This window comes from Rhodococcus sp. ZPP, from assembly GCF_017656075.1.
Lineage (GTDB): Bacteria > Actinomycetota > Actinomycetes > Mycobacteriales > Mycobacteriaceae > Rhodococcus_F > Rhodococcus_F oxybenzonivorans.
The window spans coordinates 766,664-779,433 of the sequence record NZ_CP058638.1; the positions used below are offsets into that span (position 1 = coordinate 766,664).

Below are 12,770 nucleotides of genomic sequence, written 5' to 3' on the forward strand. Positions count from 1 at the left end.
CGTGGAAGGGTGCGAAGGCTGAGATTTCTGTTGCGACCCGGCTGGTTGGTGTTGGCCGTGGTGGTCGCCGGATTCGCATTCATGTGCTTCTACGTACTGGCGCCATGGCAGCTCGGCAAGAACACCTCGACGGAACACCGCAACCAGCTGATCGCCGAATCGGTGGAGGCCGAGCCGGTGCCCCTGGAGAGCCTGATCCCGGGGTCGGCGCCGAATCCGGACGACGAGTGGCGCCGTGTCACCGCCACCGGCTCGTACGTGCAGAACAGCGACATCCTCGTCCGGTTGCGGTCCATCGGGTCGGAGCCCGCGTATGAGGTACTGACACCCCTGCAGCTCACGGACGGCCGGGCCATTCTCGTCAATCGCGGATACGTGAGACCGGTCCAGGGAACCGAAGCGCCCCCTGTCGGACCACCCCCCGCAGGACAGGTCACGCTCGACGGGCGCATCCGCAAGTCGGAGGGCACCGTCGCCGGGAAGGACCCGATCACGGAGAACGGGCTGCGGCAGGTCTACTTCATCGACGCCGGTCAAATCGGCGACTTCATCGGCATCGACCTTCTCGACGCCTACGTGCAGTTGGAACCCGATCAGCCCGGCGGATTGGGCACCATCCCGCTCCCCCAGCTCGACGCCGGCCCCTACCTGTCCTACGGACTGCAGTGGCTGGCGTTCGGGATCATGGCTCCCCTGGGATTGGCGTACTTCGTCCGCGCGGAATTGCGGGAACGTCGCAAGGAGAAGGTTGCCGCAGGCAGCGCGTCCCCGACTTCCGCCCCCGTTCCCGCCCCGAAGAAGACGCCGTTCACGCGGTCCAAGCCCGCCGACTCAGCCCCGCGGACGGCGGCGGAAGCGAAGATGGCCGACCGCTACGGCAAGAGCCGCTGAGGCACACGCCGCACCGCACTGGACCGCGGTCGACAGCCGCACCGCACGGCGCAGGTCGGTAGGCGTGGGCATACGGCCACTCCCCAGCTGCGGGCGCATCTCGACTCCGTGCGCATACTGGGTCCGGCCGCCGAGGGAGATCCCGAGAGCACCCGCGGTCGCGGCTTCCACGACGCCCGCGTTGGGGCTGGGATGCCCCGCCGCATCCCGGCGCCATGCCATCCAGGCCTGCCTCGGCGAACCGTCCACCGCTGGGGCGAGCGCCACGGTGACCGCGCCCGTCAGCCGGGCGGGCAGAAGGTTCAGAACGTCGTCGCCGCGCGCCGCGGCCCACCCGAAATTGCGGTATCTCGGCGAGCGATACCCGACCATCGCGTCCAGTGTGTTGAACGCCCGGTAGACGAACAGGCCTGGGATGCCTGCCAGCGCACCCCAGAAAAGTGGTCCCACGGCCGCGTCGGATGTGTTCTCCGCCACCGACTCGAGCGTCGCCCGCGTGATCCCCCGCGCGTCGAGCACGCTGGGATCCCGGCCGCACAGGGAAGGCAACAGTGCACGGGCATCGGTCAGGTCCTCGCCCGCGAGGTGTTCGGCCATCGCCGCGCCGGTGCGGCCGAGGGACGTTCCGCCGAGCACGGCCCACGTCGCGATCGCGGTCCCGCCTGCCTCGCCTGCCCAGCCTCCCTGCCGCGCAGCCCGCGTGGTGACCGCCCCCAATGCCCCGACGACGCCCACGAGCACCGCTGCATGCAGGACACCCGACAGTCGCGAGTCGCGGTAGGTGGCTTTCTCGCATGCTGCTGCCGCCCTGCCGAATCCGGACACCGGATGCCACCGGGCCGGGTCGGCCAACAGTCGGTCGGCGCCGAAGCCGAGCAGCAGGCCTACTGCACGCGCGGTGCCGGGGCGGGAGGTTGGATACACGCCGCTATTTGTATCAACTAACGTTGCAGTGGAGTGAAGGAGCGTCCATGAGTGCCGTGATCGACGAGTATCTGGCAGGGAAAGATCCGGACGCCACGGAGCGTCTTCTGCAGTTCCGGGACCTGGTGCTGGCGTGCGGTGAGGTGGACGAGCGAGTGCACAGGACCGAGATCGCCTGGGCGCGCACCCGCGTGTTCGCCGCCGCGTTCATCTACTCGTCCCGACTCGAGATCGCCCTCGACCTTCGTCGACGCGTGCACCACCCGCAGCTGCGCGACGCTTTCCCCACCACCAAAACGGTGATCACGCATCGGCTCACGATCACCGCCGACGGCCAGCTCGACGACACCCTCACCGCGCTTCTGACCGAGGCCTACGAGACGGTCGGCCCGGGCACCCGCGCGCGGTAGCCGCTGCGCGCGGTGGCCGCGACGAAACGCGTACGGATTGGTCAGGTACTGAGGAACTGCGATTGGCCGGCGAGTCGCGCGAATCGGTGCGCGGATGCGGACAAGACGAAAACGGTGGGCGCGGAGGGTTTCGAACCCCCGACCGCTGGTGTGTAAAACCAGAGCTCTACCACTGAGCTACACGCCCGAACATCCGGCGAGAGGCTCGCCGGATGTGCATCAGGACTCTAGCGTGGCGAGCGCTTTCTCCCAAGCTCCCTGGTCACGGGCTTCTCCGGGGCCGTTCATTTCGGCGAACCGGATGATGCCTTCCTTGTCGATCACGAAGGTGCCGCGGTTGGCGAAGCCCAGCTTCTCGTTGAAGACGCCGTATGCCTGTGCGACCTCGCCGTGAGGCCAGAAGTCGGCGAGCAGCGGGAAGGTGTACCCCTGTTCAGCGGACCAGATCTTGTGTGTGGGCGAGGCACCGACCGACAGCGCGAGAATGGCGGTGTCGTCGTTCTCGAACTTCGGCAGCTCGTCGCGCACTTTGCAGAGCTCCCCCTGGCAGGTGCCGGTGAAGGCGAGGGGGTAGAACACCAGCAGGACGTTCTTCTTCCCGCGATAGTCGGACAGCGTCACCTGCTGGTTGTTCTGGTCCTTGAGGGTGAAATCGGGGGCGGTGGTGCCCACCTCGAGCGGCATGAGGTGATCCTTCGATGTGTGATGAACGTTCCGGCGGGTCAGCGTTTGCTCACGGGGCGTGACTTCGGCTGCACCAGGCGGCTTCCGGTCCAGTCTCCGAGGTTGGCCGCGGATGTCTGGGTCAACCCGGCCGTGGGGGCTGATTCGGCGATCTCGCTGGGTTCCACATGACCGGGCTGGCCGGTCTTGGGGGTGAGGACCCACACGAACCCGTCGTCGGCCAGCGGGCCGATCGCGTCCATGAGGGCGTCGACGAGGTCGCCGTCTTCGTCGCGCCACCACAGCAGCACGACGTCGATCACCTCGTCCGAGTCCTCGTCGAGCATGTCTCCACCGATGGTGTCCTCGACCGCGGCACGCAGGTCGTCGTCGGTGTCCTCGTCCCAGCCCAGTTCTTGTACTGCCATGTCAGCAGTGATCCCGAGTTTCTGAGCGTAGTTCTGGGCGTCCGCCGCGGCGACCACGGTGGGGTCCTCCTTTTGTTGACGGTGCTCGGGTACCCGAACACCGGCCGAATGAAGATCAATTAGGTGAAAGCGAACATGCTCGGACGCTTTCGCGCAAGCCGACCACGCGAAAATTGTGGAGAAAGTGCCGCGTGGTCATCGACCGAGCCTACGGTGCGGAGCTCAGGAAGTGGGGCAGGCTGCCCGAATCGAGTCGCGGAGTTCGTCCCCACGACCCGCCAGCGTGTTCAGATAGTCGCCTCGCTCGCCGCTCTCGACCGCGGAGGCGAGGTCGCGATACGTGGCGGCGTAGTCGACGAAGAGACCCGCCAGATCCGGGGGCAACGCCGGGCCAGCCTCCTCGGCCCGGTCCGCCGCGGAACGCAGAGCCCCTACGGCCTGAGCGGCTTTCGCGCCGGCGTCCGCGGCGTCGGTGTTGGCCGCATCGATGAAGGCGTTGTACGAGTCGATGGTGTCGCCGGCGCGGGTGAGGAACAGCGCGCATTCCGTCTCCAGTGCGGCGAGTTCGTCCGCGGCCTTCTGGGAGGACGACGCTGCCGCCATCGACGACGTGACTTCCGCGGCGTACTCGGCCGCCTGCGCTCGGTTCTCTTGTGGGTGACCCTCCACAGGAGCGGAGCAACCCACGACCAGGGCGAGTCCGATCACCGCGGCGGCAACGCCGAGCAGGGCTGCTCTTTCGGTTCCGGCGCGCATTCGTCTCCCCTGTTCCACGACGACCCCCCGACAAGTGAACCGCCAGGCCCCGTAACTGCGCAAACGCTACCGGAGAGTAACCCGAGCGGAGTGTGCCGACTGCGTCGCGATGGGGAAAGATGGGGGTTGCGCCATATTTCATAAAGGAGATGGGTCGGACCTAACAAGGTCCCGATCACATGGAGAGGACGCCACACCGCGCGTCCCACCACAATGAGGAGCAACGTTGTCAGACCTGATCCAGGGACCCGCGTCTCAACCGGATTCCGCCACACCCGGCGCCGGAGCGGCCCAACCTTCCCCCAGTGCGACCCCGGGCTCCGACGGCCGCGTTCGCGTCATCCGTGAGGGTGTCGCGTCGTATCTGCCCGACATCGACCCGGACGAAACCACTGAGTGGCTGGAATCGTTCGACGGACTGCTCGATCGGTCCGGTCCGACCCGCGCGCGATACCTGATGCTGCGCATGCTCGAACGCGCCGGCGAGAAGCACGTCGCTCTTCCCGCGCTGACATCCACCGACTACGTCAACACCATCCCCACCGAGAACGAGCCCTGGTTCCCCGGTGACGAGGAAGTCGAGCGGCGCTACCGCGCCTTCATCCGCTGGAACGCGGCGATCATGGTGACGCGCGCGCAGCGTCCCGGCGTCGGCGTCGGCGGCCACATCTCCACGTACGCGTCCTCTGCGGCCCTGTACGAGGTGGGCTTCAACCACTTCTTCCGCGGCAAGGACCACCCGGGTGGTGGCGACCAGATCTTCATCCAGGGTCACGCCTCCCCCGGCATCTATGCCCGCGCGTTCCTCGAGGGCCGCATTCCGGCCGAGCAGATGGACGGATTCCGTCAGGAGGCCTCCCACGCCGACGAGGGTGGCGGCCTGCCGTCGTATCCGCACCCGCGGCTGCTGCCCGACTTCTGGGAATTCCCGACCGTGTCCATGGGTCTCGGCCCGATGAACGCGATCTACCAGGCCCGGTTCAACCACTACCTGCACGACCGCGGCATCAAGGACACCTCCGATCAGCATGTGTGGGCGTTCCTCGGCGACGGCGAAATGGACGAGCCGGAATCGCGTGGCCTCGCCCACGTGGCCGCCACCGAAGGTCTCGACAACCTGACGTTCGTGGTGAACTGCAACCTGCAGCGCCTCGACGGCCCCGTCCGCGGTAACGGCAAGATCATCCAGGAACTCGAATCCTTCTTCCGCGGCGCCGGCTGGAATGTCATCAAGGTCGTGTGGGGACGCGAGTGGGATGCGCTCCTGCATGCGGACCGCGACGGCGCCCTGGTCAATCTCATGAACGTCACCCCGGACGGTGACTACCAGACGTACAAGGCCAACGACGGCGGCTACGTGCGCGAGCACTTCTTCGGTCGCGATCCGCGGACCAAGGAACTCGTCGCGAACCTGTCCGATCAGGACATCTGGAACCTCAAGCGTGGTGGTCACGACTACCGCAAGATCTACGCCGCCTACGCTGCCGCGATGGCACACAAGGGCCAGCCGACGGTGATCCTCGCGCACACCATCAAGGGTTACACCCTCGGTAAGCACTTCGAGGGCCGCAACGCGACCCACCAGATGAAGAAGCTCACTCTCGACGACCTGAAGAACTTCCGCGACTTGCAGCGCATCCCGATCTCGGACGAGGAGCTCGAGCGAGATCCGAAGATGCCGCCGTACTACCACCCGGGCAAGGACGCACCCGAGATCCAGTACATGCTCGACCGTCGCCGCGCGCTGGGCGGGTTCCTCCCCGAACGTCGCTCCAACGTCGCGCCGTTGCCGATGCCGCCCGACAAGACCTACGACGTGGTGCGCAAGGGTTCCGGCAAGCAGCAGGTCGCAACCACGATGGCACTGGTCCGCATCATGAAGGAACTGTTGCGGGACAAGGAGATCGGCAAACGGATCGTGCCGATCATCCCCGACGAGGCGCGCACGTTCGGTATGGACTCGTGGTTCCCGTCGCTGAAGATCTACAACCGCAACGGTCAGTTGTACACGGCGGTGGATGCCGAACTGATGCTCGCCTACAAGGAGAGCGAGATCGGGCAGATCCTGCACGAGGGCATCAACGAGGCGGGGTCGACCGCGTCGTTCACGGCAGTCGGCACCTCGTACGCCACGCACGGCGAGCCGATGATCCCGCTGTACATCTTCTACTCGATGTTCGGTTTCCAGCGCACCGGCGACGGGCTCTGGGCAGCAGCGGATCAGATGGCGCGCGGATTCGTCCTCGGCGCCACCGCCGGCCGCACCACGCTGACCGGTGAGGGACTACAGCACGCGGACGGACACTCGCTGCTGCTGGCGTCGACCAACCCGGCGGCCGTCGCCTACGACCCGGCGTTCTCCTATGAGATCGCGCACATCATCAAGGACGGTCTGCGCCGCATGTACGGCGGCACCGAGGGTGTCGACGGTTTCGGTGGCGAGAACATCTTCTACTACATCACCCTGTACAACGAGCCGTACTCGCAGCCGGCCGAGCCGGAGAATCTGGACGTCGAGGGCCTGCTCAAGGGCATGTATCTGTTCAAGAAGTCGGAAGGTTCCGGCCCGAAGGCTCAGATCCTGGTCTCCGGCGTCGGGATGCCCGAGGCTCTGCGCGCGCAGGACCTCCTCGCCGACGACTGGGGTGTGGCCGCCGATGTGTGGTCGGTGACGTCGTGGGGCGAGCTGCGCCGCGACGGCGTCGAGTGTGAGAAGCAGGCACTGCGCGACCCGGGCAACGATGCACCACTGCCCTACGTCACGCAGGCACTCTCCGATGCGGCCGGCCCGTTCGTCGCCGCCTCGGACTGGATGCGCGCCGTCCCCGACCAGATCCGTCAGTGGGTCCCCGGCTCGTACACCACCCTGGGCACCGACGGGTTCGGCTTCTCCGACACCCGTCCGGCCGCGCGTCGATTCTTCAACGTCGACGCCGAATCGATCGTCGTCGCCGTCCTCAGCGCGCTCGCCGGGGAAGGAGCGGTCGACCGGTCGAAGGCCGTCGAGGCTGCGTCGAGGTACCGCATCGACGAGGTCGGCGCCGCGGAGGTGTCCTACACCGACACCGGAAGCGCGTAACCGACAGATAGTTCCTCGCCTCACCGCCGCCCGGGTGTCCGTCGGACATCTCGGGCGGCGGTGAGCGTAGGTTCTTGACCATGGTCGAGCAGAGCCCGATGGTCTCCCGCAGACGACAGCCCAGAGATCCGTTGCCCGATGCTCTCCTGCGCCGCGTCAAGCAGTACTCCGGCCGCCTCTCCACCGAGGCCGTCACCACCATGCAGGATCAACTGCCCTTCTTCGACGACCTCGATGCCGCTCAACGCTCCAACGTGCAGCTCCTCGTGCAGACGGCGGTCGTCAACTTTCTGGAGTGGCTCAAGGACCCGGACAGCGATATCCGCTTCAGCCTCGACGCTTTCCAGGTCATCCCCCAGGACCTGGCCCGCCGACTCACTCTCCGGCAAACGGTCGACATGGTGCGGGTGGCCATGGAATTCTTCGAGCAGTGGCTTCCCGCCCTCGCCCGCAACGACCAGCAGTTGATCGCACTGACCGAGGCCGTGCTCCGGTACGGCCGCGAGCTCGGCTTCGCGGCCGCCTCCGTCTACGCGAGCGCCGCCGAATCCCGCGGCGCCTGGGACACCAGGCTCGAGGCACTCGTCGTCGATGCGGTCGTCCGGGGCGACACCGGGTCCGACATGTTGTCGCGGGCGGCCACCCTCAACTGGGACGCGACCGCGCCCGCCACCGTGATCGTGGGCACACCGCCGGAGGACGAGCGCGTGTCCGTGGTCGGGACGGTGCACACCATTGCGCAGAAACACGGCCGTGCGGCGCTGGCCGTCGTGCAGGGCTCCCGCCTGGTGATGGTGGTCAGCGGTGAATTACAGGAGGGGTCGGGGCACTCGAGTTTCATGTCGGATCTGCTTGGCAAGTTCTCGGAAGAGCCGGTGATCATCGGTCCGACCACCCCGACGCTGGGCGCAGCCCACTTCAGTGCCGTCGAGGCGCTGGCCGCGATGCAGGCGGTAGCGGGCTGGCGGGGTGCGCCCCGGCCGGTCCACGCCGCCGAGCTTCTCCCCGAGCGCGCGCTGCTCGGTGACAACGCGGCGGTCACTGCCCTCAACGAACATCTAGTCGCGCCGCTTGCGGCCGCGGGCGGGGTCCTGACGGACACTTTGGACGCCTATCTCGACTGTGGAGGTGCGGTTGAGACTTGTGCACGGCAGCTGTTTGTTCATCCAAATACTGTGCGGTATCGACTCAAGCGAATCGCCGAAGTTACGGGGCGTGATCCGACGAATCCGAGGGATGCGTACGTGCTTCGGGTGGCCGCCACAGTCGGTCGTTTGACACGTTCCCATAACGAACCCATCACACGTTTAACACCAGTCACAGGCTTCCCATTCGGAGAACCAGCGCTGTAACGAACGGTTGTCCAATTTCGATGCGAGGGGCCCACGTGCAATTTTGTGGGAACCCAACAAATCCGCTGACAAAGGTTCATCCGCAACGACATCTCGCAGTACGTACCTGACGGTGTTCTCTTGAAGAGTGATTTCGTTGCTCGCCCCGGGTCAGGGCTCTCAGACTCCCGGCATGCTCATTCCTTGGTTGGAGCTGCCGGGTTCTCATGACCGTGTCGCACTGTGGTCGAAGGCTTCCGGCCTCGATCTGGTCCGGCTCGGCACCACAGCGACGGCAGAGGAGATTACCGACACGTCGGTGACCCAGCCTCTCGTCGTAGCCGCCGCCTTGCTCGCTTTCGAGGAGCTCGACACCCGCGGTGTGATCCCCGCCGACGCCATCGCGGCCGGGCACTCGGTCGGGGAACTCGCCGCGGCGGCTATCGCCGGTGTGCTCTCCACAGACGATGCTGTCGCCCTCGCCGCGATCCGCGGCGCAGAGATGGCCAAGGCCTGCGCACTCGAACCGACCGGAATGTCCGCCGTCCTCGGCGGCGACGAAACCGTGGTCCTCGCCCGCCTCGAAGAGCTGGGCCTCGAGCCGGCCAACCGAAACGCTGCCGGCCAGATCGTGGCAGCGGGTCTGCTCTCCGCGCTCGAAGAACTCGCCGCCAACCCACCGGAGAAGGCACGGGTGCGCGCACTCCCCGTCGCCGGCGCCTTCCACACCCGGTTCATGGCACCCGCCCAGGAAGCCGTCACCGAAGCGGCGTCCAAGATCAAGCCCGACGAACCCACTCGCACACTGCTCTCCAACGCCGACGGCGCACCGGTCGCATCCGGAGCCGACGCACTGACTAAGCTGGCTGCGCAGGTGACCCGACCTGTGCGTTGGGACCTGTGCACCGCGAGTCTGCGGACCGCTCAGGTCTCCGCGATCGCGGAACTTCCACCAGCTGGAACCCTGGTCGGCATCGCCAAGCGTGAAATGCGCGGTACGCCGACTCTGGCACTCAAGACCCCGGGGGATATCTCCGCGCTGGCCGAACTCACACAAGTCGGCTAGTTTGCTGCGCGCACCTCAGGGTGCGTGCAGGGCCCGCGGGCGCGGCCGATGGGGACGCGTCCGCACAACTCCAGATACATCTACACCGAATCAGAAGGGAGCCACTCAGTGGCCGCCACCCAGGAAGACATCATCGCCGGACTCGCGGAGATCATCGAGGAGGTCACCGGCATTGAACCCTCCGAGGTGACCATCGAAAAGTCCTTCGTCGACGACCTCGACATCGACTCCCTCTCCATGGTTGAGATCGCCGTTCAGACCGAAGACAAGTACGGCGTGAAGATCCCCGACGAGGATCTCGCAGGCCTGCGCACCGTCGGTGACGCCGTGTCCTACATCCAGAAGCTCGAAGCCGAAGGCGGCGCCGAGGCTGACGCCGTAAAGGCCAAGCTCGAAGCAGCCAAGAACGACGAGGAGTGAGCTCAACCGTGACTTCCGCCTCGACCAACGGGAAACAGTTCCCCAACATCGTCGTCACGAGCCTCGCGGCCACGACGTCGATCGCTGGTGATGTGGATGCCACGTGGAAGGGCCTGCTGGCCGGCGAGAGCGGCATCGACACCATCCAGGAGCCCTTCGTCGCCGAGAACGACCTTCCGGTGACGATCGGTGGCAAGCTCAAGGTGTCGCCCGACGAGTCGCTGTCCCGGGTCGAGATTCGCCGGATGAGTTTCGTCGAGCGGTTGGCGCTCGTCTTGGGCCGTCAGGTCTGGGAGAACGCCGGCAGCCCAGAGGTCGACAAGGACCGACTCGGTGTCGTCATCGGCACCGGATTGGGCGGCGGCGAGGCTCTCATCGACGCAGTCGAGAAGATGAAGGCCGGCGGCTACCGCAAGGTGTCGCCGTTCGCGGTGCAGATGGTGATGCCCAACGGTCCGTCGGCCACCGTCGGACTCGAACTCGGCGCCCGCGCCGGGGTCATCACCCCCGTCTCGGCCTGCTCTTCGGGTTCCGAGGCCATCGCCCATGCGTACCGCATGCTGGTGATGGGTGACGCCGACATCATCGTCGCCGGTGGTGTGGAGGGTTACCTCGACGCCGTGCCGATCGCGAGCTTCGCGATGATGCGTGCGCTGAGCACGCGGAACGACGATCCGAAGGCGGCTTCGCGGCCGTTCGACAAGGATCGCGACGGCTTCGTCTTCGGTGAAGCCGGCGCAATGATGGTTCTCGAGACCGAGGAGCACGCCAAGGCTCGCGGTGCCACCATCCACGCCCGTCTGCTGGGCGCGGGAATCACCTCCGACGGGTTCCACATCGTCGCTCCCGATCCTTCGGGTTCGGGCGCTGCGCGGGCCATGACGAGGGCAATCGAGACTGCTGGGTTGACGAAGAAGGACATCCAGCACATCAACGCGCACGCCACGGCCACGCCGATCGGTGACACAGCAGAGGCGAACGCCATCAAGGCTGCTGTCGGCAATCATGCTGCGGTGTACGCACCGAAGTCCGCGTTGGGGCACTCGATCGGCGCCGTCGGTGCGCTCGAGGCGGTGCTCACGGTCCTGAGTCTGCGTGAGGGAGTCATTCCGCCCACGCTGAATCTCGAGAATCAGGATCCAGAAATCGATCTGGATGTCGTCAAGGGCGAAGCCCGTTACGGCGAGATCGAGTTCGCGATCAACAACTCGTTTGGTTTCGGTGGGCACAACGTCGCGCTCGCCTTCGGCCGGGTCTGACAAGCCGGTCCAGCTAGATCGCGGGTGGAGACCTCCTTCTTCAGGGGGTCTCCACCCATCGACAGCCCCTCAGGGCCGCTACAAGGAGGACGCGATGACAATCTTGGCACCCGCAACGAAGTCCGATGCGTCAGTCGATCCGCGCGACCCCCTTGCGCGTCTGGAGAAGCTGTTCGATGCCGGGACCGTCGTCCCCTTGCACCCGCGTGACAAGTCCGGTGTGCTGGCTGCGGCCGGCAACATCGACGGTGTCCGCACCATCGCCTACTGCTCCGATGCCACCGTCATGGGCGGTGCCATGGGAGTCGAAGGTTGTAAGCACATCGTCACGGCGATCGACACCGCCCTCGAGGAAGATGCCCCCATCGTCGGGCTCTGGCATTCGGGTGGTGCGCGCCTCGCCGAAGGCGTCGAGGCACTGCACGCCGTCGGACTTGTCTTCGAGGCCATGGTGCGTGCCTCCGGCCGCATCCCCCAGATTTCCGTAGTACTCGGCTTCGCCGCCGGCGGAGCGGCATACGGCCCCGCCCTCACCGACATCGTCATCATGGCGCCCGAGGCCCGCGTTTTCGTGACCGGCCCCGACGTGGTGCGCAGTGTCACCGGCGAGCAGGTCGACATGGTGTCCCTCGGCGGCCCCGACACCCACACCAAGAAGTCGGGTGTGGCGCACATCGCCGCCCACGACGAGGCCGATGCCCTGCATCGGGCGCGCCGCCTCGTGTCGATGTTCTGTGAGCAAGGCGAATTCGACCAGGCCGCAGCCGAACACGGTGACACCGATCTCCGCGCCCTCATGCCGGAGTCGGCCAAGCGCGCCTACGACGTTCGCCCGATCGTGCACGAACTACTCGACAACGTCGAAGGCGAGTCGAGCTTCGAAGAGCTGCAGGGCAATTACGCGCGCAGCATCGTCACCGGGCTGGGCCGCCTCGGCGGCCGCACGGTCGGCGTCATCGCCAACAACCCGCTTCGCCTCGGCGGTTGCCTGAACTCCGAAAGTGCGGAGAAGTCGGCGCGTTTCGTACGCCTGTGCAACGCGTTCGGGATTCCCCTCGTCGTCATCGTCGACGTCCCCGGCTACCTCCCCGGCGTCAGCATGGAATGGGAAGGCGTGGTTCGCCGCGGCGCCAAGCTGCTCCACGCTTTCGCCGAGGCCAAGGTTCCCCGGGTCACGGTCGTTACGCGCAAGATCTACGGTGGCGCCTACATCGCCATGAACTCTCGCGCGCTCGGGGCCACCGCCGTCTACGCCTGGCCCGACGCCGAGGTCGCCGTGATGGGCGCCAAGGCTGCTGTCGGCATCCTCCACAAGCGCGCCCTCGCCGCCGCGCCCGAAGAAGAGCGTGAGGCGCTGCACGAGCGTCTGGCCGTCGAGCACGAAAGCATCGCCGGTGGTGTCGATCGCGCCGTCGCGATCGGCGTGGTGGACGAGGAGATCGACCCGGCCAAGACACGCAGCGTCATCACCGCAGCCCTCGCGGCCGCCCCCGCGCATCGCGGCGATCACAAGAACATCCCGCTCTGATCCGAATGTACTGAC

The 12,770-nt window shown here is 66.5% G+C and carries 12 protein-coding genes and 1 tRNA gene; 8 read left to right on the plus strand and 5 right to left on the minus strand.

Annotated features, from left to right (window positions below; all coding sequences use genetic code 11):
- Nucleotides 1-9 precede the first annotated feature (9 nt).
- The gene (locus HYG77_RS03565) at nt 10-891 is read left to right on the plus strand and encodes an SURF1 family protein (RefSeq protein ID WP_208961857.1); all 882 of its coding nucleotides are present in this window, start codon (nt 10-12) and stop codon (nt 889-891) included.
- On the opposite strand, the gene HYG77_RS03570 is transcribed toward HYG77_RS03565, so the two are convergent.
- Nucleotides 832-1,815 (minus strand): cobalamin biosynthesis protein, encoded by a 984-nt coding sequence (locus HYG77_RS03570; protein ID WP_208961858.1) that lies wholly within the window; start codon nt 1,813-1,815, stop codon nt 832-834. The genes HYG77_RS03565 and HYG77_RS03570 overlap by 60 nt on opposite strands.
- Nucleotides 1,816-1,862: 47 nt before the next feature.
- Here HYG77_RS03570 and HYG77_RS03575 point away from each other — a divergent pair, with 47 nt between their 5' ends.
- Nucleotides 1,863-2,225, plus strand: coding sequence for a DUF5655 domain-containing protein (locus HYG77_RS03575; protein ID WP_208961859.1), 363 nt, complete (start codon nt 1,863-1,865; stop codon nt 2,223-2,225).
- Between the two features lie 115 nt (nt 2,226-2,340).
- Here HYG77_RS03575 and HYG77_RS03580 read toward each other — a convergent pair.
- From HYG77_RS03580 to HYG77_RS03595, 4 genes are all read right to left on the minus strand, one after another.
- Nucleotides 2,341-2,412 (minus strand) — tRNA-Val (locus HYG77_RS03580).
- Nucleotides 2,413-2,444: 32 nt separating this feature from the next.
- Nucleotides 2,445-2,909 carry a peroxiredoxin gene (locus HYG77_RS03585; RefSeq protein ID WP_109329112.1) on the minus strand — a complete coding sequence of 155 codons (465 nt, stop codon included), beginning with the start codon at nt 2,907-2,909 and terminating at the stop codon, nt 2,445-2,447.
- A gap of 38 nt (nt 2,910-2,947) precedes the next feature.
- The gene (locus tag HYG77_RS03590; RefSeq protein WP_109329110.1) at nt 2,948-3,373 is read right to left on the minus strand and encodes a DUF3052 domain-containing protein; all 426 of its coding nucleotides are present in this window, start codon (nt 3,371-3,373) and stop codon (nt 2,948-2,950) included.
- Between the two features lie 165 nt (nt 3,374-3,538).
- Complete coding sequence (locus tag HYG77_RS03595) at nt 3,539-4,072, minus strand: hypothetical protein (RefSeq protein WP_109329108.1); 534 nt, start codon at nt 4,070-4,072, stop codon at nt 3,539-3,541.
- 226 nt (nt 4,073-4,298) lie between these two features.
- Between HYG77_RS03595 and aceE the strand changes: the two genes are divergently transcribed.
- The 6 genes from aceE (at nt 4,299) to HYG77_RS03625 (ending at nt 12,755) form a co-directional block, all read left to right on the plus strand.
- The gene (gene aceE / locus HYG77_RS03600) at nt 4,299-7,151 is read left to right on the plus strand and encodes a pyruvate dehydrogenase (acetyl-transferring), homodimeric type (protein ID WP_109329106.1); all 2,853 of its coding nucleotides are present in this window, start codon (nt 4,299-4,301) and stop codon (nt 7,149-7,151) included.
- Nucleotides 7,152-7,231: 80 nt separating this feature from the next.
- A complete protein-coding gene (locus HYG77_RS03605) occupies nt 7,232-8,503 on the plus strand; it encodes a helix-turn-helix domain-containing protein (RefSeq protein ID WP_109329104.1) in 1,272 nt (423 codons plus the stop codon).
- Between the two features lie 127 nt (nt 8,504-8,630).
- Complete coding sequence (locus HYG77_RS03610; RefSeq protein ID WP_208961860.1) at nt 8,631-9,548, plus strand: ACP S-malonyltransferase; 918 nt, start codon at nt 8,631-8,633, stop codon at nt 9,546-9,548.
- A gap of 108 nt (nt 9,549-9,656) precedes the next feature.
- On the plus strand, nt 9,657-9,968 hold the full coding sequence (gene acpM, locus HYG77_RS03615; protein WP_109329100.1) for a meromycolate extension acyl carrier protein AcpM: 312 nt from the start codon (nt 9,657-9,659) through the stop codon (nt 9,966-9,968).
- 8 nt (nt 9,969-9,976) lie between these two features.
- Nucleotides 9,977-11,227: a KasA/KasB family beta-ketoacyl-ACP synthase gene (locus HYG77_RS03620; protein WP_109335018.1), complete on the plus strand. Its 1,251-nt coding sequence runs from the start codon at nt 9,977-9,979 to the stop codon at nt 11,225-11,227.
- A gap of 94 nt (nt 11,228-11,321) precedes the next feature.
- Nucleotides 11,322-12,755: a carboxyl transferase domain-containing protein gene (locus HYG77_RS03625; RefSeq protein ID WP_109329098.1), complete on the plus strand. Its 1,434-nt coding sequence runs from the start codon at nt 11,322-11,324 to the stop codon at nt 12,753-12,755.
- The last annotated feature ends 15 nt before the right edge of the window (nt 12,756-12,770 follow it).